Raw genomic sequence first — 25,020 nt, forward strand, 5'->3', positions numbered from 1 at the left:
TACAATGCGTGGCACCGTCAAGCGGTCACAAAGAACCGTCGGCGTACAACAACGACACGTCAAACAATATCTGGAGCGAGACATGACCTACCAAGCAGGCGCAGCCGCCAGCGGCGCACGCGCATCCTTTGAAGACGCGACCTACAGCAAGGTCACCTGGCGGCTGCTGCCGCTGCTGTTCCTGTGTTATGTGGCTTCCTACCTGGACCGGGTCAACGTCGGCTTTGCCAAGCTGCAGATGCTGCAGGACCTGAAGTTCAGCGATACCGTCTATGGCCTGGGCGCGGGCATCTTCTTCCTGGGTTACTTCGTCTTCGAAGTGCCCAGCAACATGATCCTGCACAAGGTCGGTGCGCGGCTCTGGATCGCCCGCATCATGATCACCTGGGGCATCATCTCGGGCGCGATGGCCTATGTCACCACCCCGGAAATGTTCTACATCATGCGCTTCCTGCTGGGGGTGGCCGAAGCCGGCTTCTTCCCGGGCGTGATCCTGTATCTGACCTACTGGTATCCGGCCGCGCGCCGCGGCAAGATCACTGCGCTGTTCATGACCGGCATCGCGCTCTCGGGCGTGATCGGCGGACCGCTGTCGGGCTGGATCATGCACGCCATGCCGGGCGTGTGGGGTCATACCGGCTGGCAGTGGATGTTCATCCTGGAAGCCATTCCTTCGCTGATCCTGGGCGCCCTGGTGATCCTCTACATGAAGGATCGCATCCGTGACGCCGAGTGGCTCACCGAAGACGAAAAGCGCCTGCTGGAAACCAACATCAGCCACGAAGAAAGCCAGAAGGAGCACCTATCCCTGGGTGCCATGTTCACCAACGGCCGTGTCTGGCTGGGTGCTCTGATCTACTTCTGCTTCGTCATGGGCCTGTATGGCGTGAGCTTCTGGCTGCCGACCATCATCAAGGCCACCGGCGTCTCTGATCCGCTCAACGTGGGCCTGCTGACCGCCATTCCCTACGCCTTCGCCGCAGCCGCCATGGTGTTGATCGGCCGCAGCGCCGACGCCCGCCGCGAACGCCGCTGGCACGTGGCCATTCCCGCCTTCATCGGCTGCATCGGCCTGCTGCTGTCGACCCTGTACGGCCACAACACGGCGCTGGCGATGGCCTCGCTGACCCTGGCCAGCATCGGCATCCTGACCACCCTGCCGCTGTTCTGGAGCCTGCCGACCGCCTTCCTGTCGGGCACCGCCGCTGCGGCCGGCATCGCGCTGATCAATTCGCTGGGCAACCTGGCCGGTTTCGTCAGCCCCTTCCTGGTCGGCTGGCTCAAGGACACCACCCAGAGCACCAATGCCGGCATGTACGTGCTGGCGGCCTCGCTGGTGATCGGCGGCCTGCTGACCCTGAGCTTGCCGGCCAAGCTGGTCAACAAGTAATCCTCGTGCTGATACGCAAACGGCGGCTCGCTGCAAACGGGCCGCCGTTTTTGTATCTGCGATCTGCGAACAAGGTCACGGCTGTCTGGCCGATTGCGGTTCCAGCAACTGGCGCATGGCCAGCCGCACCAGTTCGGCATGCGCCGCCTGCGGAAAACGCTGGCGCTGGCGGGCAATGAGCTGCTCTACCCGCGCCCGGTCGCCGTGGCAGAGTTCGGTCATGCGGGCGGTCATCTCCAGATAGCCCTGCGGATCGGACAAGGGCAAGTCCTCGCGCTGCACATGGCGCAGCCAGGCGCGATCGGCGGCGTAGAGGGCGAGAATGGCGAGGCAAATCAGCAGGGTCCAGAGCAGCATGCACATCTCCCGGTCAGCGTTCGGCTAGAGCGGCGATTGTGCGCGCACGCGGCAGGCACAGCCATCGCGGCTGCGCGAGAAATGCCGCCTTTCATCCGCCCTGTCTTCAGAGCGCCAGCCACTCCTGCTGCAAGGCCGGGTCCTTCGCCAGTTGGACGGGCGTCCCTTCGAAGACCATCTCGCCGCGTCCCATCACATAGACCCGCTGCGACATCTCCAGCGCCAGCGCCTGCTTCTGCTCGATCAGCAGCACCGCCACCTGGCGCTGGCGCAGCAGTTCCAGGCAATGCGCCACCTGCTCGACCATCTGCGGCGAGAGCCCTTCGGTCGGTTCGTCGATGAGCAGCAGGACCGGATTGCCCATCAGCGAGCGTCCCAGCGCCAGCATCTGCTGTTCGCCGCCCGACAAGGCGCCGGCGGCCACCTTGTAGCGCCGTTCCAGGGCCGGGAAGAGTGCGAGCACTTCGTCTTCACGCCAGCCTTCGGCCACCGCCGGCCCGCGCTTGCGGCCCAGCAGCAGGTTTTGCTGCACGGTGAGTGCGGGAAAGACATCGCGGCTTTCCGGCACATAGCCGATACCTCGCTGGGCGATGGTGTAGGTCGGCAGCCCGGCCAGGGGACGGCCCTCAAAATCGATGTCGCCGGTACTGCGCACCTGGCCCATCAGGGCCTTGAGCAGGGTTGATCGTCCCGCGCCGTTGCGGCCCAGGACACTGACGATCTCGCCGCGCCCCACCTCCAGCGACACGCCATGCAGCACATGGCTCTGGCCATACCAGGCCTGCAAGTCATGGACCCTGAGCAGCGCAGGGGATTTATCCATGGCGCCTCCGGTCCAGATACAGCGCCTGCACATGCGGATTGGCGCGGATGCGCTCGGCGCTGTCGCAGGCGATCACGCGGCCGTTGTCCATGACCGCGATGCGGTCGGCCAGGCCGAAGACCACCTGCATGTCATGCTCCACCATCAGCAGGGTCTTGCCGACGGTGACCTCGCGGATCAGCGCCACCATGGCCGCACTCTCGGCGCGGCTCATGCCGGCGGTCGGTTCATCGAGCAGGATCACGGAGGCGTCGGCCGCAATGGTCACGGCCAGCTCCAGGGCGCGCTGCTCGGCATAGCTCAGTTCACCCGCGACCACTTGCGCTCGCGCGGCCAGGCCGACCTTCTCCAGTACCGCCAGCGCCCGCTCGCTGGCGTCGCGCAACCGGCCGATGCGGCGCCAGAAGGCATAGCGATAGCCCAGCGTCCACAGGAGCGCGCAACGCACGTTCTCGAAGGCGCTCAGGCGCGGGAACAGGCTGGTGATCTGGAAGCTGCGCGCCAGGCCCAGGCGATGGATCTGTTGCGGCGGTGCGTGGGTGATGTCGCGCCCATGCAGCAGCACCCGGCCGGCATCGGCACGATAGCGGCCCGAGATGACGTGAAAGAGACTGGACTTGCCCGCCCCATTGGGCCCGATCAGCGCACAGCGCTCGCCGGGCTGCAATTGCAGGTCGACGCCGCGCAGGATCTCGCTGCGATCGAAGGCCTTGTACACACCCTGCAGGATCAAGGGAGCCGGCGCAGTCATCGCGGCCTTCCGTGGCGATGCCAAGCCATGAGCATCGCTGTTCCCGCCACCATGCACAACACCGCGATCACCCACGGAAAAGGCGCATGCACGTCGATGCGCCAGCCCGACAACAGCAAGGGCGCGGCACCTGCGCCTGTTTCGGCCAGGCTGCCCAGGCTGGCCTGATAGGCCATTTCGGTGGCCAGGATGAGCCCGGCCAGCGCACACAGTGCCCCTGCCAGCCACAGCCCCAGGCGCAGCGCGCGGCTGGCATCGATGTCGCCATAGCGCAGATGCCAGGCGCGGTCGATGAGGCTGGCCAGTCCGCCCGGCGTGGTCATGACGATGAGGATGAAGAACGCGCCCAGGTAGAACTGCCAGGCTTGCGTATAGGCCGACAGCCAGGAAGAAAACAGCACGCCCACCACGCCGCCCACGATGGGCCCGTAGAAATAGGCGGTGCCGCCGATGAAGGTAAAGAGCAGGATGGCGCCCGAGCGCAGCGCGCCCACGTATTCGGCGCTGACGATTTCGAAATTGATGGCCGAGAGCCCGCCCGAGACCCCCGCAAAGAAGGCCGACAGGATCAGCGCCAGGTAGCGCACCCGTTGCGGGTCGTAGCCGATGAAGGCGGCGCGTTCGGGGTTGTCGCGCACGGCATTGAGGATGCGGCCCAGGGGCGTGTGGCGCAGCGCGCAGATGGCCATGGCGCAGACCAGCAGCCAGCCGGCGATCAGGTAATACACCTGGATCTGCGGCCCGTAGCTGATCCCCAGCACGGGCTCGCCGATGACGCGATTGCCGGAAATGCCGCCCTCGCCGCCGAAGACCTCGGGAAACATCAGCACGCAGGCCGAGACCAGTTCCACCAGCCCCAGCGTGATCATGGCAAAGGTGGTGCCGGCGCGGCGCGTGGTGAGATAGCCCAGCACCACCGCACAGAGCGCTCCGGTCAGGCCGCCCGCCAGCGGCACCAGCGTCATCGGAAAGGCCAGCACGCCATCGGCCATGCGGTTCATGAGATGGATGGCCCCGAAGGCCCCCAGCCCGGAATACACCGCATGCCCGAAAGAGAGCATGCCGCCCTCCCCCAGCAGCATGTTGTAGGAGAGGCAGAGCAGCACCATCGTGCCCATCTGCGAGAGCAGCGACAAGGCCGCACTCTGCGCAAATACCAGCGGCGCGGCCAGCAGCACCAGGGCAAAGAGCAGCCAGGGAAAGACCATCCGCCGCATCGCTCAGCCCTCCCGCCGGCCCATGAGGCCCTTGGGACGCACGACCAGCATCACCACCAGCAGCAGGTAGGGCAACACCGGTGCCACCTGCGCCAATGTCAGCCGCGCCAGGGGCGCCAGCGCGCTGCCGGACGGAACCTGCAGCCCCAGGCTGGCCAGCGAGACATCCAGCGCCACCGCAAAGGTCTGCATCATGCCGATCAGCAGCGAGGTGATGAAGGCCCCGGCCAGCGAGCCCAGGCCACCTACCACCACCACCACGAAGATGATGCTGCCCACGGCGGCGGCCATCCCCGGCTCGGTGACGAAGGCATTGCCGCCGATGACACCGGCCAGTGCCGCCAGCGCGCAGCCGCCGCCAAACACCAGCATGAACACGCGCGGCACGTTGTGGCCCAGTGCCTCGGCCATCTGCGGATGGGTCAGCGCGGCCTGGATCAGCAGTCCGATGCGGGTATGGCGCAGCAGCAGCCACAGGGCCAGCAGCATCAAGGCCGCCACCAGCAGCATGAAGCCGCGATAGACCGGGAAGGCGGTGGAATACAGCGTAAACAGCGTGCCATCCAGTTCGGGCGGGATGCGGTAGGGCACGGGCGAGCGCCCCCAGACCAGTTGCACCAGTTCCACCACCAGATAGGACAGGCCGAACGTGAACAACAGTTCAGGCACGTGCCCGTAGCGATGCACGATGCGCAGGCCGTAATGCTCCACCAGCGCGCCCGCCACGCCCACGATCAAGGGCGCCAGCAACAGCGCCCACCAGAATCCCAACAGCCCGGCCAAGGCATAGGCGACATAGGCGCCCAGCATGTAGAAGCTGGCATGGGCGAAGTTGGGCACGCCCATCATGCTGTAGATGAGCGTGAGGCCCGAGGACAGCAGAAACAGCAAAAAGCCGTAGCCCAGGCCGTTCAGGAAGGTGATCAGCGCGAATTCCAAATTGCCAGCCTTGCGGGGAGATGCCGTATCGAAGGGGTTGAGGGGCTTGCCGCGCCCGGCCAGGCGCGGCAGGACGCAAAAGTGGAGCGATCCTATGGGATTCGCGCTTCTCTGTCAAAATAGCGGATTGCGGCCCGGTCCGGGCTGCGCGCCACAGGCTGACCATGACGCAATCCTATCCGCTGCCCCCCTTCGAGAACCGTTTCGCCGAATTGCCGCCGGCTTTTTATACCCGCCTGCAGCCCACACCCCTGCCCGCCCCCTACCTGGTCGGCTTCAGCGACGCAGCCGCCGCCACGGTCGGGCTGCCGCGGCCGGCCGATGAGCACTTCGATTTCCTGGACATCTTCGCCGGCAACCAGATCGCACCCGGCTCGACGCCGCTGTCGGCGGTCTATTCCGGGCACCAGTTCGGGGTCTGGGCCGGCCAGCTGGGCGATGGGCGCGCCATTACCCTGGGCGACCTGCCGGCCGCCGACGGCCAGGGCCGCATCGAACTGCAACTCAAGGGCGCGGGCATGACGCCCTACTCGCGCATGGGCGACGGCCGCGCCGTGCTGCGCTCCTCGATCCGCGAATTCCTCTGCTCGGAAGCCATGGCCGCGCTCGGCATCCCGACCACGCGCGCCCTGACCGTGATCGGCTCGGACCAGCGCGTCATGCGCGAAGCCCCGGAAACCGCCGCCGTCGTCACCCGCATGGCGCCCAGTTTCATCCGCTTCGGCTCCTTCGAGCACTGGTACTACAACCAGCGCTTCGACGACTTGAAGATCCTGGCCGATACCGTGCTGGAACAGTTTTATCCGGAACTGCTGCCTGAAGAGAACCCGTACCAGGCCCTGCTCAAGGAAGTCACCCGCCGCACCGCCACCCTGATGGCGCAATGGCAGGCGGTGGGCTTCATGCATGGCGTGATGAATACCGACAACATGTCCATCCTGGGCCTGACCCTGGATTACGGCCCCTTCGGCTTCATGGAAGCCTTCGACGCCCGCCACATCTGCAACCACACCGACAGCCAGGGCCGCTACAGCTACCAGATGCAACCAAGGATCGGCCAGTGGAACTGCTTCGCACTGGGCCAGGCCATGCTGCCGCTGATCGGTTCGGTGGAGCAGACCGAAGCAGCGCTGGCCGACTATGAAGCCATCTTCCAGGCGCGCCATGCCCAGTTGCTGCACGCCAAGCTGGGGCTGCGCACGCAGCAGCCCGAGGATGAACAACTGATCGAAGCGCTGTTTGCCATCCTCCAGGCCAATGGGGTGGACTTCACCCTGTTCTTCCGCCGCCTGGGCGACTTGCGCATCGGCAATGTGGCTGACGACGAGCCCGTGCGCGACCTGATCCTTGATCGTCCTGCCTTCGATGCCTGGGCCGTGCAGTATCGCGCCCGCCTGCGCGCCGAAGACAGCGACGACGACGCCCGCCGGCTTGCAATGCATGCGGTCAACCCCAAATACGTGCTACGCAATTACCTCGCCCAGGACGCCATCGACCGCGCGCTGGAGAAGGATTTCAGTGAAGTGGCGCGCCTGCAGCAGATCCTGCAACACCCCTTTGACGAGCAACCCGAATTCGAGCGCTACGCCGCACTGCCGCCGGAGTGGGCCCGCCATCTCGAGGTGAGTTGCTCTTCCTGAGGCGGCCTCTGCAACTTTCTTCCCGGGCGGCCCGCATTTGCCCGTCGCCCGTCATCCCCAAGGAGCCAAGCATGAACAAACGTGTAGAAAAGACCGAAGCGCAATGGCGCGAACAGCTGGACCCCATGGAATACCAGGTCACCCGCGAAGCGGCCACCGAGCGCGCTTTCACCGGCCGCTACTGGGATCATCATGAAGCCGGCATCTATACCTGCGTCTGCTGTGACACGCCGCTCTTCACGTCGGACGCCAAGTTCGATTCCGGCTGCGGCTGGCCCAGCTACTTCGAACCCATCGATCCGGCCAACGTGCGCGAGAAACTGGACCGCAGTTATGGCATGATTCGCACCGAGATCATCTGCAACGTCTGCGACGCCCACCTGGGCCATGTCTTCCCCGACGGCCCGCCGCCGACCGGACTGCGCTATTGCATCAATTCGGCTTCGCTGCGTTTCGACCCCGCGTAAGCCGCTCTTCCACCGTTTCATTGACTCACTGAAGAAGCCAACCCGATGAAGTTCCTGTTCGACCTGTTCCCCGTCATCCTGTTTTTCGGCGTCTTCAAATGGGCCGAGGGCCATCCCTCGGCCGCGCAGGACCTCGTGATGCAATACCTGGGCGGGGCCATGTCGGCCGGCGCCGTCACGGCCACCCAGGCACCGATCCTGCTCTCGACGGCGGTGGCCATCATCGCCTCGCTGGGCCAGATTGCCTGGCTGCTGCTGCGCCGGCGCAAGGTGGACGGCATGCTGTGGGTGTCGCTGGCCATCATCGTGGTCTTTGGCGGTGCCACCATCTATTTCCGTGACGATACCTTCATCAAGTGGAAACCGACCATCCTGTACTGGGCCTTCGGACTGGCCTTGCTGGTGTCGCAGCTGTTCATGAAGAAAAATCTCATCCGCGTCATGATGGAAAAGCAGGTCACCCTGCCCGAACCGATCTGGCCGCGCCTGAACCTGGCCTGGATCGTGTTCTTCGCCGTCATGGGCGTGCTGAACCTGTATATCGCCTTCAATTACTCGCTCGATACCTGGGTCAACTTCAAGATGTTCGGCAGCATGGGCCTGATGTTTGCCTTCATCATCGGGCAGAGCCTGTTCCTTTCCAAATACATGAAGGACGCCGAATGAGTGTCGCTGACACGCGCGTGCAGCGCATTACCGAACGCCTGACTGCAACTTTCACGCCGCAGGCCTGTCTGGTCGAGGATGAGTCGGCCCTGCATGCTGGACATGCCGGCGCCGCCTCTGGCGGAGGACATTACAGGGTCCGCCTGGTTTCCGACTTGTTCGAGGGCAAAAATCGGTTGAACCGCCATCGGCTGGTGTATGATTGCCTGTCCGACCTGATGCAGCAGGAGATCCACGCGCTGGCCATAGTGGCGCTCTCGCCGTCAGAGGCAACGAACTGAGACCAAGAACAAAGACCGACGCCTGCTTATCAAGCCCCTCCTGTTTTTTTCTCCGTTTTGATTCATTCCTTTCTTTTCTAGGATTCAACAATGACATTCAAACCCGCTCGTCTGCTGGTGCTGCTGTTCGCCATCGCTTCCATCCCGGCCTTCGCACAAAACCTGGCCGTAGTGAACGGCAAGGCGATTCCCTCCTCCCGCGCCGAACTGATGGTCAAGCAGATGACTGCGCAAGGCCAGCCTGACAGCCCGCAACTGCGCGGCGCCATCAAGGAAGAGCTGATCAACCGTGAAATCCTGATGCAGGAAGCCGACAAGCAAGGCCTGTCCAACAGCAGCGACGTCAAGAACCAGCTGGAACTGGCCCGCCAGTCCATCGTCATCCGCGCCCTGATCGCTGACTACCTGAAGAAGAACCCGGTCTCCGACGCCGACATCAAGGCCGAATACGACAAGTTCAAGGCCCAGGCCGGCGACAAGGAATATCACGCCCGCCACATCCTGGTGGACAAGAAGGAAGACGCCGAAGCCATCATCGCCAAGCTGAAGGCTGGTACCAAGTTCGAAGACCTGGCCAAGCAATCCAAGGACACCGGTTCGGCAGCCAACGGCGGCGATCTGGACTGGGCCACCCCGGCCTCGTTCGTCAAGCCTTTCTCCGACGCCATGGTGGCCCTGAAGAAGGGTGACATCACCCAGACCCCGGTGCAGACCCAGTTCGGCTGGCACGTGATCAAGCTGGAAGACGTGCGCCCCGCCAAGGTCCCGACCCTGGAAGAAGTCAAGCCGCAGATCGCCGAAGCCCTGCAACAGAAGAAGCTGCAGGCTTACCAGGAACAACTGCGCGCCAAGGCCAAGGTGCAATAAGCCTTTCGCCCTGATCGTCGAAGGGGACGGCCGCGCGCCCTCCTCTTCATCGTTCCCCCAGCATGCCCGGCCAGGTCTCCTCGCCGGGCATGTTGCTTTTTAGCTACGATCGCACGCACAACTTCTGCACCTGCGATCAAAAAGTCGCTCGAAAACCCCGGATTTCCTCCAAAAAAGCGCTGAAATTGGCCTTCTTGTCACAGAGAAGACACAAACCAAGTTTCATAGTGAAGATTTATTTTTATAAAAGATTTATCCAATAAATTTTTCATAATCATATAAATTCACTAAATAATTAAAAAAGAGGAATTAACCTGCAGCATTTTGCGCATTTTGCGAACCATCGTTCTGATATTCTTCGATCCAGTTCCAAATAGGGACAGGCTGCGGCCGGCCACGTTCAATGCGGTCGCGGCGATAAAAGAGGTGTTTCGGGGAGAGGCACACAAGGCTGATCCGCGGCGCCATCAACAACACAACATCGTGCTTTCTGGAGAGAAACCTATGAAGAAGAGTTCCATGCTGCTGCTGGCAGCCGGCCTGACCACGGGCGGGGCAGCCTTTGCCCAGTCCACCGTGACCATCTACGGCATCGTCGACACCAGCATCCGTTACTTGAGCAGCGACAATGCCCAGGGCAACAGCAACGTGCGCGTGGACAACGGCGCGATCGCCAACAGCCGTATCGGTTTCAAGGGTACCGAAGACCTGGGTGGCGGCCTGAAGGCCATGTTCCAGCTGGAAAACGGCTTCAACGGTGACAACGGCTCCATGAGCAGCGCCAACACCATCTTCAACCGTCAATCCTGGGTTGGCCTGGGTGGCAGCTTCGGCAAGGTCTCCATCGGCCGCCAGAACACCCCGCTGTTCGACCTGCTGGCTGACCACTTCGACCCGCTGACCGTGGGCAACTACGACAGCAACTCCTGGCTGCCGGCCGCCGGCACCCTGGTGCGCAACAGCAACATGATCAAGTACTACGGCAGCTTCAGCGGCGTGAGCGTTGGCCTGTCCTACTCGGCTGGCGAACAAGCCGGTTCGGCACGTCGCGGCAGCCAGATCAGCAGCTCGCTGCAATACACCACCGGCCCCTTCTCCGTCGGTGGCGGCTGGCAGCAGACTGTGAGCCCCAATAACAGCGACAACAAGGACACCAGCTACAACCTGTCGGCTTCCTACAAGATCGGTGACGCCAAGCTGTTCGGCGGCTACTTCAACATCAAGGATGCCACCGGTACCACTGCTGCCTACATGGCCATGACCAACAGCGCAGCATCGGCTGGCGGTGTCGAAGGTGTCCAGCGCAAGGACAAGGGTTACTTCTTCGGTACGTCCTACCAAGCTACCGCCGCCCTGTCGCTGACCGGCGCCTTCTACTATGACAAGAGCCAGAACGCCAGCGTCAAGAACGTGGGCACGGTTGGCGACGGCAAGCGCTACGCCATCGTGGGCTGGGCCGAATATGCCCTGTCCAAGCGCACCCAGGTCTACACCATCGTGGACTACAACAAGGCCAAGGATGCAGCCCGCTACGAGCTGACCGGCCAAGCCGCTGGCAAGGACAACCTGACCACCGTCGGCGTTGGCATCCGTCACATCTTCTGATCCGGCTTGAGGGTGGCGCTTTCCTTCGGGAGAGCGTCATCACCCAACCCCGCAGCAGAAACAAAAAACGCAGTTCCTTTCGGAACTGCGTTTTTTTTCATCCTGCTTTTCCATCCCCTGTCCGAATGCCCCGTGCGGCGGGCAGTCGGGACAGGAAACTTCATGTCAAGCCATTTCCGGCTCAACCCACCCACTTGCGGGCATTGCGGAACATGCGCATCCACGGCGAATCCTCGCCCCACGATTCCGGGTGCCAGGACTGGGTCACCGTGCGGAACACGCGTTCGGCGTGCGGCATCAGGACCGTGAAGCGGCCGTCCGGGGTGGTCACCGAGGTGATGCCCTGGGGCGAACCGTTGGGGTTGAACGGATAGGCTTCGGTGGCCGCGCCGCGATGGTCGACATAACGCATCGCGATAATGGCACGGTCGATGTCGCCGGTCTGCGAGAAGTCGGCGAAACCTTCACCGTGAGCGGTGGCGATCGGTGCCTGGGTACCGGCCATGCCCTGCATGAAGATGGACGGCGAATCGGCCACTTCCACCATCACGAAACGCGCCTCGAACTGCTCGGACTTGTTGCGGGTGAACTTGGGCCAGGCTTCGGCGCCCGGGATCATGGACTTCAGGTTGCTCATCATCTGGCAGCCGTTGCAGATGCCCAGCGAGAAGGTGTCCTGGCGCTGGAAGAAGCGCGAGAACTGCTCGGCCAGCTGCGCATTGAAGAGAATCGTCTTGGCCCAGCCTTCGCCGGCACCCAGCACGTCACCGTAGGAGAAACCGCCCACGGCGATGAAGCCCTTGAAGTCATCCAGCTTGGCGCGATTGGCGATCAAATCGCTCATGTGCACGTCCACGGCGGTGAAGCCGGCCTTGTGCATGGCGTAGGCAGTCTCGATGTGCGAGTTCACGCCCTGCTCGCGCAGGATGGCGACCTTGGGACGCGCCGCTGCACCCAGCGACAGGTAGGGTGCGGCGATGTCTTCCTGCGGATCGAAGGTCAGCTTGGGCGTCATGCCGGGATCGGCTGCATCCAGCAGGCGTTCGTATTCGGCATCGGCGCAGGCCGGGTTGTCGCGCAGGCGGGCGATGCGCCAGCTGGTCTCGCTCCAGACGCGGTGCAGCTCGGCGCGCGGCTGGCCGTAGATGTTCTTGGCATCGCGCATGAATTCGATCACGTCGCGGTCGTTGGGCTTGCCGATGATGTGGCTGCACGCGCCCAGGTTGTAGCTGCGCAGCACGTTCATGACCTCCGACTTCTGCTCGGCCGGGACCTGGATCACGGCGCCCAGTTCTTCACTGAACAGCGCGCGCAGGGTCAGTTCATTGCGGCGCTCGGCCACTTGCGTGGTCCAGTTCTTGGAATCGCCCCAGTCGGCGGCGTGCTCGGCTTCCATGGTCAGGATGTCGAGGTTGACCGAAATGCCGGTATGGCCGGCAAAGGCCATTTCAGCCAGGGTGGCATACAGGCCGCCGTCGGAACGGTCGTGGTAGGCCAGCAGGCGGTCTTCGGTATTGAGTTGCTGGATGGCGTTGAAGAAGGCCTTCAGGTCTTCGGCGCTGTCCACGTCCGGGGTCTCGTTGCCGATCTGCTGCATCACCTGGGTGAGCGCCGAGGCACCCATGCGGTTCTTGCCACGGCCCAGGTCAATCAGGATCAGGACGGTGTCGCCCTTGTCCTTGCGCAGTTGCGGGGTCAGCACGCGGCGCACGTCGGTCACCGGCGCGAAACCGGAAACGATCAGCGAGACCGGCGAGGTCACCGACTTGGCGCCCTCTTCATCGCTCCAGGTGCTGCGCATGGACAGCGAATCCTTGCCCACCGGGATCGAGATGCCCAGTGCCGGGCACAGCTCCATGCCCACGGCCTTGACGGTATCGAACAGCGCGGCGTCCTGGCCGGGCTGGCCGCAGGCGGCCATCCAGTTGGCCGAGAGCTTGATGTCGCCGATCTCGGCGATGGGGGCGGCAGCAATGTTGGTGATGGCTTCACCGACGGCCATGCGGCCCGAGGCCGGTGCGTCGATCACGGCCAGCGGGGTACGCTCGCCCATGGCCATGGCTTCGCCCAGATAGCCTTCCAGGCCCATGGCGGTCACGGCCACGTCGGCCACCGGCACCTGCCAGGGACCGACCATCTGGTCGCGCACGGACATGGCACCGACGCTGCGGTCACCGATGGTGATCAGGAAGGACTTGTCGGCCACGGCCGGCAGGCGCAGCACGCGCTGGGCCACGTCCACCAGGTCCATGCCGGTCAGGTCGACCGGCGGCAACTGCTTTTGCACGTGCTGCACATCGCGGTGCATCTTGGGCGGCTTGCCCAGCAGCACGTCCATGGGCATGTCGACCGGGTTGTTGTTGTGCTCGGGGTCGATCACCTTCAGCTGGCGTTCTTCGGTGGCGGTACCCACCACGGCGAAGGGTGCGCGCTCGCGCTCGCAGAGGTATTTGAACAGGTCCAGGTGTTCCGGCAGGATGGCCAGCACGTAGCGCTCCTGGGATTCATTGCTCCAGATCTCGCGCGGGGCCAGGCCGCTTTCTTCCAGCGGCACCTTGCGCAGGTCAAAAATTGCACCGCGCTTGGCGTCGTTGGTGATTTCCGGGAAGGCGTTGGACAGGCCGCCCGCACCCACATCGTGGATGGACTGGATGGGGTTGTCGTCACCCAGCGCCCAGCAGGCGTTGATGACTTCCTGGGCACGGCGCTCCATTTCCGGGTTGCCACGCTGCACCGAGTCGAAATCCAGGTCGGCGGTATTGACGCCAGTAGCCATCGAGGAGGCAGCGCCACCGCCCATGCCGATGCGCATGCCGGGACCGCCCAGCTGGATCAGCAGGCTGCCGACCGGCAGGTCGTTCTTCTTGGTGTGCTTGGCCGAGATGTTGCCCATGCCGCCGGCGATCATGATGGGCTTGTGATAGCCCATGACCTGGCCGCCCACGTTCTGCTCGTAGGTGCGGAAGTAACCGCCCAGGTTGGGACGGCCGAATTCGTTGTTGAAGGCCGCGCCACCGAGCGGGCCGTCGATCATGATCTGCAGGGGCGAAGCGATGCGTTCGGGCTTGCCGTAGATGCCGCCCTGCGCGTGTTCATCGCGCTGGTCCACCGGCTGGGCCACGTCACGGGCGTTTTCCCAGGGTTGCACGGCGTGGGTGACCATCAGGTTGGAGACGGTAAAGCCGGTCAGGCCGGCCTTGGGCTTGGAGCCACGACCGGTGGCACCTTCGTCGCGGATCTCGCCGCCGGCACCGGTGGAGGCGCCCGGGAACGGGGAGATGGCGGTCGGGTGGTTGTGGGTTTCCACCTTCATCAGGATGTGGGTCAGCTCGTCCGAGGCTTCATACACGTTGCCCTTGGTGGCACCGCGCTGGTAGAAGCGCGAGACGGTCGCGCCCTCGATGATGGAGGAGTTGTCCGAATAGGCCACCACGGTGCCCTTGGGCGCCAGTTGATGGGTGTTCTTGATCATGCCGAAGAGCGACTTGTCCTGCTTTTCGCCGTCGATGGTCCAGTCGGCGTTGAAGATCTTGTGGCGGCAGTGTTCGCTGTTGGCCTGGGCGAACATCATCAGTTCGACGTCGGTCGGATTGCGCTGGGCCTTGGTGAAAGCGTCCACCAGGTAATCGATCTCGTCATCCGACAGGGCCAGGCCCAGCTCGGTATTGGCGCGCTCCAGCGCGGCACGGCCCCCGCCGATCACGTCTACCGACTCCAGCGGCTTGGCCTGCAGTTCCGAGAACAGGCCGGCGGCGTCCTGCGGGTCGCGCAGCACGGTTTCGGTCATGCGGTCGTGCAACAGTGCGGCCACGGCCGGGATGCTGGCTTCGTTGAGCTTCTTGGCACCGCCCAGCAAGCCCGTCTTGACCTGCACACGGAAGATGATGCCGCGCTCGACCCGGTGGATGTGGCCCATGCCGCAGTTGCGCACGATGTCGGTGGCCTTGCTGGCCCAGGGCGAGATGGTGCCGAAACGCGGGATCACGACGAAGGCATCGCCCTCATCGCTGCCATTGAAGGGATCGCCATAGGTCAGCAGGCCATTGAGGCGTGCCTCGTCCTCGCGCGTCAGGGCCTGGGACTGGCCGGCGTCGACGAAGTGCAGGTAGCGGCCGGACACGCCGGTGATGGCGGCATCGACTGCTTGCAATTGGGTCAGAAGGCGTTGGGTACGAAAAGCGGAAAGGGCATTGGAGCCCGGCAGGATCAGCATGGCGAGGTCGAGGCAGTTAGCTTGAATCGGGAAAACCGTCGCAGCATCGCGGCAGGGACCGGTCCACCGGCACCGGCCGGCCCCGGATGCCGCATTGCACAGTGAAAAATCGTGCAGGCCGGGGGAAGGCGGAATGATGGATCGTGCGCGCGTTTGCTGGCAGAGCCGGCATTATACAGTGGACACCGCGCCAAGTCCCGCGCAAAGCGAGCGGTCAGGCCGGCCCGCGTCCGCGCGGGCGGCACGCTGATCCACCAGGCCCTTGTCATCCGCGCTGCGTCGCCGGACGTTGTCATCCGAAGCAGAAAATGTCCACCCTTTCGGGCAGGACGCGGGTAGCCCTGCGGCAATATCCAAACTGCAAGGAAATTTCGCGGTATCATTCGGCCCGCACCGGAACCGGGCCAGCCCGGCGAGCCACGGCCGATGCCCACGACCACAGCGGCCCTGCCGCTTCCAAGACAAATAGAGTGAACAGCACACATCGACAGATCGCCGTCATCGGCGGGGGACTTTCAGGGATTTGCAGCGCCTACTTCCTGGCCGCCAAGGGCTATGAAGTCGCCGTCATCGAACGGCGCGCGCACGTGGCCGAAGAAGCCACCTTCGGCGACTCGGGCCTGTTGGCGCCGGGGGCGGCCATGCCGCTGACCTTGCCGGGCGCCATGGCGACCTTCGCCTGCCGCTTTGAGGACGAGCCGCGCGTGCTCCTGGCCTCCGGGACCGATTTCAGCCGCCGGCGCTGGATGGGCGCCACGCGCCAGGCCCAGCAACACCACTTTGCCGAAAACAAGTTGCGCCTGTCGCGCCTGTCGGCCTATGGCCAGTCCCTGACCCAGCAACTGCAGGCGCATTACAACCTCGACAACGAAAACGGCAGCGGCGTCTTCCACCTCTTCCGCCAGCCGGCCGAGGCCGCGCGCATGGAGGCCATGCAGGAAGCCGCCCGCCAATGCGAGTTCAAGCACCAGGTGCTGGACGCGGCGGCCATCCGTACGCTGGAGCCCGCCTTCTCCTCCGAAGCCAAGCTCTCGGGGGCGCTCTACTATCCCGATGACCAGGCCGGCAACTGCGTGCTCTTTGCCAAGCAGATGCGCAATGCTGCCCAGGCGCTGGGGGTGAGCTTTCATTTCGAGAGCCACGTCAGGAGCGTCAGCACCGAATTCGGCGGCCGCGTTGCCCTGCAGGTCGACTCGCCGCACCTGGCCCCGCAGATGCGGGTGGACGCCGTGGTGGTCGCCGCCGGCATGGCCAGCGCCGAACTGCTGCGACCGCTGGACACGGACCTGCCGCTGCGGGCGCTGCAGAGCTATTCGGCACTGGTGCCGGTCAAGAATCCGGACGATGCGCCCAACATGGCGCTCTATGACGACAGCTACAAGGTGGCCATGACACGCCTGGGCAGCCGCATCCGCATCAGCGGACTGCTGGGTTTCGTCCCGCCCAGCCAGACCTTGCCGCCCAAGGCCCTGCGCAACCTGCTCAAGATTGCCGGCGACTACTATCCCAATGCCGCCAATTACAACCAGGCGCATTTCTGGAGCAATACCCTCGCCCTGCTGCCGCACGGCCTGCCCGTTGTGGGGCCAACCCGGCAAGGCAACGTCTTCGTCAACGTCGGCCACGGCGCCACCGGCTGGGCGGCCAGCGTGGGCTCGGCGCGCCTGCTGGCGGACATGGTCAGCGGCGAGGACACCGAAATCCCGATCGACGGCTTGCAGCCGCGCGACGTGCTGGCCTGAGCGGCCGCAGCGCCGGGATGCAGCGCGGCCTTGGCCGCGCGCATTTTTTTCATCGCTGATTTTTCATCAATGATGTGCCTGCGCTGGCAAGACAATTCACTTAAAATCACACACGCGCTTTGCCGCCGCCTGCGCAGGTGAACATTCCTGCACCTGGCCGCCCAGCGCCGCAGCACGCCGCCTTTCCGCCACCCTCATCCAAGGCTACAGCGATCACGATCATGAGCGCGCTCCATTCCGTTGCCGAGATCCGCCACGTCGAACAACAGGCGCTATCGGCCCTGCCCCCTTACACCCTCATGCAGCGCGCCGGTGCCGCCATCGCCGAGCAGGCCCAGCAATTGCTGTGCTCGGCCACTGCCTCTTCGCCCTCGGTACTGATCCTGGCCGGCCCCGGCAACAATGGTGGTGATGCGCTGGAAGCGGCCTGCCTGCTGGAAGAAGCCGGCATCGAAGTGAGCGTGCAGCTGCACGCCGATGAAGACCGCCAGCCTGCCGATGCGCGCCGTGCCCTGGCGCGGGCGCGCGAGGCCGAGCTGGAGTTCATCGAGGGGACGGGGGATGCACCGCTGCGGGCAAGGTCGTGGGCGCTGGTGATCGACGGACTGTTCGGCATCGGCCTGACGCGCCCGCCCGGCCCGGCCTTGCGGGCGATCATCGAATACGTCAACAGCCTGCGTTGCCCGGTGCTGTCCATCGATGTGCCCAGTGGCCTCAATGCCGACACCGGCAGCATCGTGGGCGGACGCGAGGGCGTGGCGGTGCAGGCCACCCATACGCTGAGCTTCATCGGCGACAAGCCCGGACTGCATACCTGTGACGGCAGCGACCACAGCGGCCTGATCGTGGTCGATGCGCTGGAGATCGACCCCACCCTGCTGCCGCCGGCGCGTGCTTTCCTGAATGGCCCGCAGAGTTTTGCCACCGCCCTCAAGCCACGGGCCAACAACAGCCACAAGGGCAGCTACGGCGACGTCATCGTGGTCGGCGGTGCGCGCGGCATGGCCGGCGCGCCCGTGCTGGCGGCGCGTACCGCCGCCTTCGGTGGGGCCGGACGGGTGTATGTGGCCTTCGTCGACGATGGCCCGGCCTATGACGACAAGCACCCCGAACTGATGTTCCGCCTGGCCGACCGCGTCGAATTCGGCGCCAGCGCCGCCCTGGTGGTCGGTCCCGGCCTGGGCACCTCGCGCCATGCGCATGACATCCTGGCGCGCGCGCTCGACAGCGAAGCCGATATCGTGGTCGATGCCGATGCCCTGAACCTGATCTCGGCCGAGCCCACGCTGCAGCACAAGCTGCATCGCCGCAGCCAGCGCAGCAAGGAGGCCTGCAGCATCATCACGCCCCATCCGCTGGAGGCGGCGCGCCTGCTCGACAGCACCACCCAGCAGATCCAGCAGGATCGTCCGCAGGCAGCGCGTTTGCTGGCGCGCCAGTTCAATGCGATCACCGTACTCAAGGGTGCGGGGACCGTCATCGCCTTCCCCGATGGCGAGATCGCCATCAACCCCAGCGGCAATCCTGCACTGTCCACCGCCGGCACCGGCGACGTGCTCTCCGGCCTGTGCGGCGCGCTGCTGGCGCAGGGCTGGCCGACCCGGGCAGCGGCACTGGCGGCCACCTGGATCCATGGCGCCGCCGCCGACCAGCTGGTGGCTGCCGGCCAGGGGCCGGTGGGGCTGACCGCCAGCGAATTCATCCCGGCCATCCGTGCCGTGTTCAACCAGATCCTCCGAGACCATGTCCAGCGCCGTCCTGCCGTACACCCGCATCGCCCACAACCATAAGCTGGGCATCATTTTCCTCATCGCGGGCCTGTGGACGCTATCCTTGCTCGATACGGCCGGCAAGCTGCTGGCGCTGGCCGGGTATCACGTGGTGATGATTGCGTGGATGCGCTACACCATCAACCTGTTCTTCATGGCGGCCACGCTGGCACCGCTCTACCGGCGGCGTCACGGGCGCAGCATCCTGAAGTCGAACCGGCTGGGACTGCAGTTGGGGCGCGGCGCACTGCTGCTGGCCTCGACGCTGATTTTCTTCTCGGTGTTGAAGATCGTGCCGCTGGCCGAAGGCACGGCCATGAACTTCTGCGCGCCCATGATCGTGCTGGCGATTTCTCCCTGGCTGCTGGGCGAGCGCAGCTATCTGTCACGCTGGATTGCGGTGCTGATCGGTTTTACGGGCATGCTGATCGTGATCCGCCCCAGCGGCGACATCCCGCCGGTGGGCGTGGCGCTGGGCCTGGTCTCGGCCTTCACCCAAGCCTTGCTGTCCATCCTCAACCGCAAGGCCAGCCAGGCGGACAATCCGATGGTGACGCTCTTCTATGGCGCCCTGGTGGGCAGTATCGTCTCTACGCTGCTGGTGCCCTTCTTCTGGACCAGCCACACGCCGACGGTGGTCGAACTGGCGATCCTGGTGTCGACCGGCATCACCAGCACCATCGGCCATTTCCTGCAGAACTCGGCCTACCGGCACGCGGAAGCCTCGGTGCTCACGCCCTTCTTCTACGCCCAGATCATCTCGGCCTGCGCCATGGGCTGGCTGGTCTTCGGGCAGTTCCCGGACCAGGTCACGGTGCTGGGCATTGCCATCATCTGCGCCAGCGGCATCGGCATCGCTTACATCGAGCACAAGCGGGCGCATCCGCTGCCGCCGGCCGATCCGATGGAATCGGTCTAGATCGGTCTAGACCAGACGCCCGGCAGCAATGGTCAGGGTGCGCTCGCAGCGCGCCGCAATGCCGGGGTCATGGGTCACCAGGACCAGCGTGGAGCCGCGTTCGCGGTTCAGTTCGAACATCAGCTGGATGACCGATTCACCGGTGGCCGCATCGAGGCTGCCGGTCGGTTCATCGGCAAACAGCAGCGGCGGCTCGGTCACAAAGGCGCGTGCCAGCGCCACACGCTGCTGCTCGCCCCCGGAAAGATATTTGGGATAGTGCTTCAGGCGGCTGCCCAGGCCCACGCGGCCCAGCATCTGTTCGGCCTTGGCCCGCGCCTGGCTGTCCCCGCGCAGTTCCAGCGGCAGCATCACGTTTTCCAGGGCATTGAGGTGCCCGAGCAACTGGAAGGACTGGAACACGAAACCCAGCTTGCGCTTTCTCAGCAGGGCCCGACCGTCTTCGTCGAGGGCATAGATGTCTTCGCCATCGAGCCGCACGGAACCTTCGCTGGGCGTATCGAGTCCAGCCAGCAGGCCCAGCAAGGTCGACTTGCCGGAGCCGGAGGCGCCGACGATGGCCACCGTGGTCCCGGCGGCCACGGTAAAATCGATGTCGCTGAGGATGGTCAGCCGGCCGGCAGGCGCGGAGACATCGGCAACGTGTTTGGATAACTGAAGGACTTCAATGGCGGCAATGACGGCGGGACTGGCAGGAGCGGAAGCAGGCATGCAGGGCAATCGGGCAAGTGGGTCCGGGACAGGGGCGAAGCGCACGACGCTGCTTGGTGCGGCGGTGCGCCTGCTGGCGGGCGTCGCGCTGGTGGTAGCGACGACGAGCGCTTATTCTGCCCCAAAAAACCTGCTCGTGCTCGGCGACAGTCTCTCGGCCGAGTACGGCCTGCAGCGCGGCAGCGGCTGGACCGGCCTGCTGCAGCAGCGGCTGCAACAGAGCAAGGCGGATTACCAGGTGGTCAACGCCAGCATCAGCGGCGACACCACCATCGGCGGGCGCAACCGCCTGCCGGCGCTGATGACCCAGCACAAGCCGGAGGTCCTGGTGATCGAACTGGGGGCCAACGATGCCCTGCGCGGCCTGCCCCTGAAGACCAGCCAGGACAACCTGCAAGCCATGATCGACCTGGCGCGCCAGCAGAAGGCCAAGGTCCTGCTGGTGGGCATGCAGATTCCGCCCAATTACGGCCCGGACTACACGCGCCGCTTCGCCGCGATGTACCAGGACCTGGCCAAGGGCAACAAGGTGGCGCTGGTACCGTTCTTCTTCGAGGGGATTGCCGCCGATCTTTCGCTGTTCCAGGCGGATCGCATCCACCCCAATGAACAGGCCCAGCCCAAGCTGCTGGACAATGTCTGGCCGCATCTGAAACCGCTGGTCGGGGTGAAGTAAGCGCCCTCCCCGCGTCAACGCAAAGCAAAGCCCCTGTGCCATCGCTGGCGACAGGGGCTTTTCCATTGGGCGCAGGCGCTTCAATGCCGCGCGTACAACTCCAGGAAGCGCCGCAGCAGTCCGGTCGATTGCGGCGTCTCGCAGACCTTCTCGCACAGCGCCTGGGCATCGATGCCGCAGCCGCGATAGATATCGGTGTAGTAATGCAGGTGCGCGCGCACGAACTCCGGCGAAAACTCGGGATGGAACTGGGTCGAATAGACGTTGTGCTTGTGCTTGATGACGTGGTGCGGGTCCATCGGCGAGCGCGCCATGACGATGGCATCCTTGGCCGGGCGCAGCACCGACTGCATGTGCAGCATGTGGGCCGGGAATTCCGGGGGAAGCACACCCAGCAATTCATCCTGGCGGCAGCAGTCCAGCGTCTTCACATGCATGGTACCGGCGGCGCGGCCAGCCGGGTTGTAGCCGACTTCGCCGCCAAAGGCGTGGGTGAGCAGCTGGTGGCCGTAGCAGATGCCGAACATGGGGGTGTCGAGCTCGGCGGCGTCGCGGATCCATTCGGCGGTGCGCTCGCTCCAGTCTTCCTTGTCGGTCACCATGGCCGGTGAACCGGTGATGAACACCGCCCGGTAGCTGCGCGGGCAGGACGGGCGCTGGCCTTCATAGACGGTCACCACTTCGATCTCGGTGTGGCACAGGCCGGCAGCGCAGCCTATCTGGTCGGCGTAACCACCGTAGTTGGTCTTGAGTGCGGGATTGGCATCGCCGGTTTGTATGATCAGGACTGGGGCAGGCATAAAAACGTGGTCGTATTCAGGGCAAGACTCGCATCGGAAGCACTCCTCGTGGAAATACCCCCTGCGATGCTTTTCGAATGTCGACTGGAGAAAGCGACAACAAGTACGGCAGCCGTTTGTTTCCGAAACGGCGCAACATGACGTGCGGATGACAGGAATTTCATCTCGGCAGCACAAAAACTGCCTGTTCCCACTGGGTGGAAAGCTGACGAAACGCCAACGACGATGGAAGAAATGAAGCGGATTCCCCGGTGCCGGCTCCCTTGTGCATCCCGCTCGAATGCAGCGCCGGTGTCCATGATGAAACAAAAAGGGCCGCTGGAAAAGCGGCCCGTGTAAATTTTTTAGTAAATTGTGGCAGTCATGCCGACAATTCCCCGCCTTGGGGCGCCATTGCGCGCCGATTCACGATCCCGGTGCGCCATATGAACGTATCGCCCCAAAGGCGGGCCATGCCCTGCCCTTACTTGGCGGCGTCATCCGCGCTGACGGCGGCGGCCCCCTTCAACAGCTTGGTCTTGGCCTTCTCGCGCAGGTAGTCCAGGTAGCCCAGGGCTTCCTGCTGCGACAAGGCAGCCGTGATCTGTTCCTGTTCGGCCTTGCGGCGCGCGGCATCGACGGTCTTGGGCTGTTCCACCTTGGTGATGCGGTAGATCTGGTAGCCCATGCCTGCGGTCTCGGCGCCGACATAGGCCGGCAGCTTGGCGGTATCGGCCTTCATGACGGCGTTGAAGGCCTCCTGGGTCCAGCCATCGGATTTCACGCGCGAGACCACCTTGGCCTCGCTGAAGCCGGTCGCATCATCCTTGGCTTGCAGCTGGGCCAGGCGTTCCTGGCCGGCCTTGACCGCCAGGGACTGCTCTTCGGCCAACAGCACGGCCTTCTGCACGTCTGCCTTGACCTCTTCGAACGGACGCTTGGCCACCGGCTTGTAGCTGGTCATGCGGCCAGCCACCAGGGTGTTGGGGGCGGTCTGCACGGCCTCGGTATTGTGCTTGGCCTTGATCACGTCGTCGGTGAACAGGGCGGCCAGGAACTTGCCGTTGTTGTACGGCGCAGCGCCGGCGGCCGGATTCGGGTTGCGGGTCACGCCCGAGGCGGTCTGGATCTTCAGCTTGAGCTTGTCGGAGACGGCCTTGAGGCTGTCGCCGTTTTCATAGACCAGGTTGTTGAACTGGTCGGCCATCTCGGAATACTTCTTGGCGGCGATCTGCTTCTTGATCTCGCCACCGATCTCGGCCTTGACCGACTCCAGCGGCTTGACCGACGCCGGCTTGATGCCGGTCACTTCGATGACGTGATAACCGAAGTCGGATTCGACCGGATCGCTGATCTCGCCCTGCTTCAGGCTGAAGGCAGCATCGGCGAAGGGTTTGACCATGGCACCCTTGTTGAAGTAACCGAGGTCGCCGCCATTGTCGGCCGAACCAGGGTCCTGCGAATTGGCCTTGGCCAGCTTGGCGAAGTCGCCCGGGTTCTTGCGCAGCTGCGCCACCAGCCCTTCGGCCTTGGCCTTGGCGGCAGCCTTGTCGGCGGCCGACGCATCCTTCTTGACGGTGATCAGGATGTGGCTGGCGCGGCGCTGTTCTTCGGTAGCGTACTGCTTCTGGTTCTGCTCGTAGTAAGCCTTGATGTCGTCATCGGTGACGCTGGCCTGGGCGGCCACGGCGGCAGCATCCAGCACCACGTACTCGATGTCGGCCTGTTCCGGCGTCTCGAAACGGGCACCGTTCTTGTCGTAGTAGGCCTTGAGCAGTTCATCGGTCACCTTGGCCTGGCCGGCGTAGCTGTCCGGTTTGAAGTTGAGCATCTGGACCGTGCGTTCCTGATCGTTCAGGTTGGACAGGTTTTCCGCCACGGTCTTGGGCGCGAAGGCGGTGCTTTGGATGGCGGCATTCAACTGTTGCACCGCCATCTCGCGGCGCAGGCCGGCTTCATAGGACTTCTGGGTCATGCCTTGGGCGGCCAGCAGCACGCGGTACTGCTCATTGTCGAAGCTGCCGTCCGGCTTGGTCAGGCCGGGGATTTGCAGGATGCTCTGCTGCAGCGCCTGGTCCGGCACCACCAGCTTGCTGGCCACCACTTCGGCACCCAGGGCGCGCTGGGCGATCAGGTTGTCGAGGATGGCGCGGCGCGCCTGCGGGCTATCGAAGATCTTGCTGTCGAACTGATTGCCATACACCTGGCGCATGCGTTCCAGCTGCTGGCGATGCGCGGCGTCCCACTCTTCCTTGGTGATGGTCTGGCCGGCCACCTTGGCCACGCCGTTGTCGTCGGTCAGGCGGCTATAGCCTTCCAGGCCGAAAAAGGCGAACGACGGGAAGATGAACAGCAGCAGCAGGAACTGCATCAGGCGCTGGTGAGTACGAATGAAATCAAACATGTATAGCCAATCAATAAACGATCTGGTCAATGAAGGACAGCGGGGTTCAGCGCAGACTGCCGCTGGTGCGCGCCCATAAGAAAAAAGGCGAACTCGCGTTCGCCCTGATCCGGCGCAGGCCCGTCAGGCCCGGGAGACACAACGCACACCGTCGTGCTCGCGCGACATTATACACATGCCAATGCCGGGCGGCATCTTTGGCAGGGCTTGCCGCTAACGGTCCATCTGGGCCAGGGCCACGCTGCGCAGCTGGAAGCGGCCGTCATTGTTGAACAGCCAGCTCTCCGACAGTTCGATGTGGCCCTGCTTGAGCAGCGCCGGTGGCGGCTTGGGAAAGGGTGCGGCCGATTTGAGGCTGCCCAGGGCGCTGGCCTCGGCATGCTTGTCGCGGTTGCTGCGCAGGATCTCGCTCTTGACCAGGTTGCCGTCGCCATCGACCACGTACTTGATGACGATGACCGAGCGCAGCAAGGCCTGCGGGCGCTCCACGTAGACACTGGTGAAGTTGACCTGGGAAATGCGCTTGGCCAGGTCGACCTTGTAGCCGTCCACGGTGGTCGCGGTGGAGGTGGCGTCCTCGGTGGTCTTTTTCTGCTCGATCAGAGAGCGCGCCAGGGCATCGCGCTCCTGCTGGGTGCTCTCCGGTGCCGAGCAGGCCGCCAGCATGGCGGCAATGCCCACGCCCGACATCGCCAGGCGGACACCCGGCCGGCGGGCGGGCCTACCGTATTTATTCATTTTCTCCTCCTCATTACTGAGCGATCTTGCTTCACTGGCCGCAAGGCGTCAATGAAGGATAAGTGC

21 protein-coding genes are annotated in these 25,020 nt (G+C 64.2%); 11 read left to right on the top strand and 10 right to left on the bottom strand.

What is annotated here, in order from left to right; genetic code table 11:
• Nucleotides 1-82 precede the first annotated feature (82 nt).
• The gene (locus tag FYB76_RS09290; RefSeq protein WP_154133473.1) at nt 83-1,390 is read left to right on the top strand and encodes an MFS transporter; all 1,308 of its coding nucleotides are present in this window, start codon (nt 83-85) and stop codon (nt 1,388-1,390) included.
• Between the two features lie 75 nt (nt 1,391-1,465).
• On the opposite strand, the gene FYB76_RS09295 is transcribed toward FYB76_RS09290, so the two are convergent.
• The 5 genes from FYB76_RS09295 to FYB76_RS09315 form a co-directional block, all read right to left on the bottom strand.
• Nucleotides 1,466-1,747, bottom strand: coding sequence for a hypothetical protein (locus FYB76_RS09295; RefSeq protein WP_154133474.1), 282 nt, complete (start codon nt 1,745-1,747; stop codon nt 1,466-1,468).
• A gap of 106 nt (nt 1,748-1,853) precedes the next feature.
• Complete coding sequence (locus FYB76_RS09300) at nt 1,854-2,570, bottom strand: ABC transporter ATP-binding protein (protein WP_154133475.1); 717 nt, start codon at nt 2,568-2,570, stop codon at nt 1,854-1,856.
• Nucleotides 2,563-3,321: an ABC transporter ATP-binding protein gene (locus FYB76_RS09305; RefSeq protein ID WP_154133476.1), complete on the bottom strand. Its 759-nt coding sequence runs from the start codon at nt 3,319-3,321 to the stop codon at nt 2,563-2,565. Before FYB76_RS09305 ends, FYB76_RS09300 begins: the two co-directional genes overlap by 8 nt.
• Nucleotides 3,318-4,538: a branched-chain amino acid ABC transporter permease gene (locus FYB76_RS09310; RefSeq protein ID WP_154133477.1), complete on the bottom strand. Its 1,221-nt coding sequence runs from the start codon at nt 4,536-4,538 to the stop codon at nt 3,318-3,320. The genes FYB76_RS09305 and FYB76_RS09310 overlap by 4 nt, the downstream gene beginning before the upstream one ends.
• Before the next feature lie 3 nt (nt 4,539-4,541).
• Nucleotides 4,542-5,477, bottom strand: a complete 936-nt coding sequence (locus FYB76_RS09315) for a branched-chain amino acid ABC transporter permease (RefSeq protein WP_088753915.1) — start codon at nt 5,475-5,477, stop codon at nt 4,542-4,544.
• Nucleotides 5,478-5,641: 164 nt separating this feature from the next.
• Here FYB76_RS09315 and FYB76_RS09320 point away from each other — a divergent pair, with 164 nt between their 5' ends.
• From FYB76_RS09320 to FYB76_RS09345, 6 genes are all read left to right on the top strand, one after another.
• Nucleotides 5,642-7,117, top strand: coding sequence for a YdiU family protein (locus FYB76_RS09320; protein ID WP_154133478.1), 1,476 nt, complete (start codon nt 5,642-5,644; stop codon nt 7,115-7,117).
• Between the two features lie 71 nt (nt 7,118-7,188).
• The gene (msrB, locus tag FYB76_RS09325) at nt 7,189-7,584 is read left to right on the top strand and encodes a peptide-methionine (R)-S-oxide reductase MsrB (protein WP_088753913.1); all 396 of its coding nucleotides are present in this window, start codon (nt 7,189-7,191) and stop codon (nt 7,582-7,584) included.
• 45 nt (nt 7,585-7,629) lie between these two features.
• Nucleotides 7,630-8,250, top strand: coding sequence for a septation protein A (locus FYB76_RS09330; RefSeq protein WP_154133479.1), 621 nt, complete (start codon nt 7,630-7,632; stop codon nt 8,248-8,250).
• Nucleotides 8,247-8,531 carry a BolA family transcriptional regulator gene (locus tag FYB76_RS09335; RefSeq protein ID WP_154133480.1) on the top strand — a complete coding sequence of 95 codons (285 nt, stop codon included), beginning with the start codon at nt 8,247-8,249 and terminating at the stop codon, nt 8,529-8,531. The genes FYB76_RS09330 and FYB76_RS09335 overlap by 4 nt, the downstream gene beginning before the upstream one ends.
• A gap of 90 nt (nt 8,532-8,621) precedes the next feature.
• The gene (locus FYB76_RS09340) at nt 8,622-9,398 is read left to right on the top strand and encodes a peptidylprolyl isomerase (protein ID WP_088753910.1); all 777 of its coding nucleotides are present in this window, start codon (nt 8,622-8,624) and stop codon (nt 9,396-9,398) included.
• 504 nt (nt 9,399-9,902) lie between these two features.
• Nucleotides 9,903-11,003, top strand: coding sequence for a porin (locus FYB76_RS09345; protein ID WP_154133481.1), 1,101 nt, complete (start codon nt 9,903-9,905; stop codon nt 11,001-11,003).
• A 181-nt stretch (nt 11,004-11,184) separates the two neighbouring features.
• Here FYB76_RS09345 and purL read toward each other — a convergent pair whose 3' ends face one another.
• Entirely contained in the window at nt 11,185-15,216 is a 4,032-nt protein-coding gene (gene purL / locus FYB76_RS09355) for a phosphoribosylformylglycinamidine synthase (RefSeq protein WP_154133483.1), read from the bottom strand.
• A gap of 470 nt (nt 15,217-15,686) precedes the next feature.
• Between purL and FYB76_RS09360 the strand changes: the two genes are divergently transcribed.
• The 3 genes from FYB76_RS09360 (at nt 15,687) to FYB76_RS09370 (ending at nt 19,646) form a co-directional block, all read left to right on the top strand.
• Entirely contained in the window at nt 15,687-16,958 is a 1,272-nt protein-coding gene (locus FYB76_RS09360) for an FAD-dependent oxidoreductase (protein WP_370516334.1), read from the top strand.
• A 221-nt stretch (nt 16,959-17,179) separates the two neighbouring features.
• A complete protein-coding gene (locus FYB76_RS09365; RefSeq protein ID WP_154133485.1) occupies nt 17,180-18,748 on the top strand; it encodes an NAD(P)H-hydrate dehydratase in 1,569 nt (522 codons plus the stop codon).
• A complete protein-coding gene (locus FYB76_RS09370) occupies nt 18,702-19,646 on the top strand; it encodes a DMT family transporter (RefSeq protein WP_154133486.1) in 945 nt (314 codons plus the stop codon). Before FYB76_RS09365 ends, FYB76_RS09370 begins: the two co-directional genes overlap by 47 nt.
• 6 nt (nt 19,647-19,652) lie before the next feature.
• On the opposite strand, the gene FYB76_RS09375 is transcribed toward FYB76_RS09370, so the two are convergent.
• On the bottom strand, nt 19,653-20,357 hold the full coding sequence (locus tag FYB76_RS09375) for an ABC transporter ATP-binding protein (protein WP_154133487.1): 705 nt from the start codon (nt 20,355-20,357) through the stop codon (nt 19,653-19,655).
• On the opposite strand from FYB76_RS09375, the gene FYB76_RS09380 reads away from it, so the two are divergent.
• On the top strand, nt 20,356-21,033 hold the full coding sequence (locus FYB76_RS09380; protein WP_195724607.1) for an arylesterase: 678 nt from the start codon (nt 20,356-20,358) through the stop codon (nt 21,031-21,033). The genes FYB76_RS09375 and FYB76_RS09380 overlap by 2 nt on opposite strands.
• 80 nt (nt 21,034-21,113) lie before the next feature.
• Here FYB76_RS09380 and FYB76_RS09385 read toward each other — a convergent pair whose 3' ends face one another.
• The 3 genes from FYB76_RS09385 to FYB76_RS09395 form a co-directional block, all read right to left on the bottom strand.
• A complete protein-coding gene (locus FYB76_RS09385; protein WP_154133488.1) occupies nt 21,114-21,833 on the bottom strand; it encodes a glutamine amidotransferase in 720 nt (239 codons plus the stop codon).
• A gap of 463 nt (nt 21,834-22,296) precedes the next feature.
• Nucleotides 22,297-24,216 (bottom strand): SurA N-terminal domain-containing protein, encoded by a 1,920-nt coding sequence (locus FYB76_RS09390; protein WP_154133489.1) that lies wholly within the window; start codon nt 24,214-24,216, stop codon nt 22,297-22,299.
• Between the two features lie 213 nt (nt 24,217-24,429).
• A complete protein-coding gene (locus FYB76_RS09395; protein ID WP_088753901.1) occupies nt 24,430-24,954 on the bottom strand; it encodes a TonB C-terminal domain-containing protein in 525 nt (174 codons plus the stop codon).
• Nucleotides 24,955-25,020: the final 66 nt, after the last annotated feature.

It is taken from the genome of Herbaspirillum sp. CAH-3, from assembly GCF_009668275.1.
GTDB classification, from domain to species: Bacteria; Pseudomonadota; Gammaproteobacteria; order Burkholderiales; family Burkholderiaceae_D; genus Herbaspirillum; species Herbaspirillum aquaticum.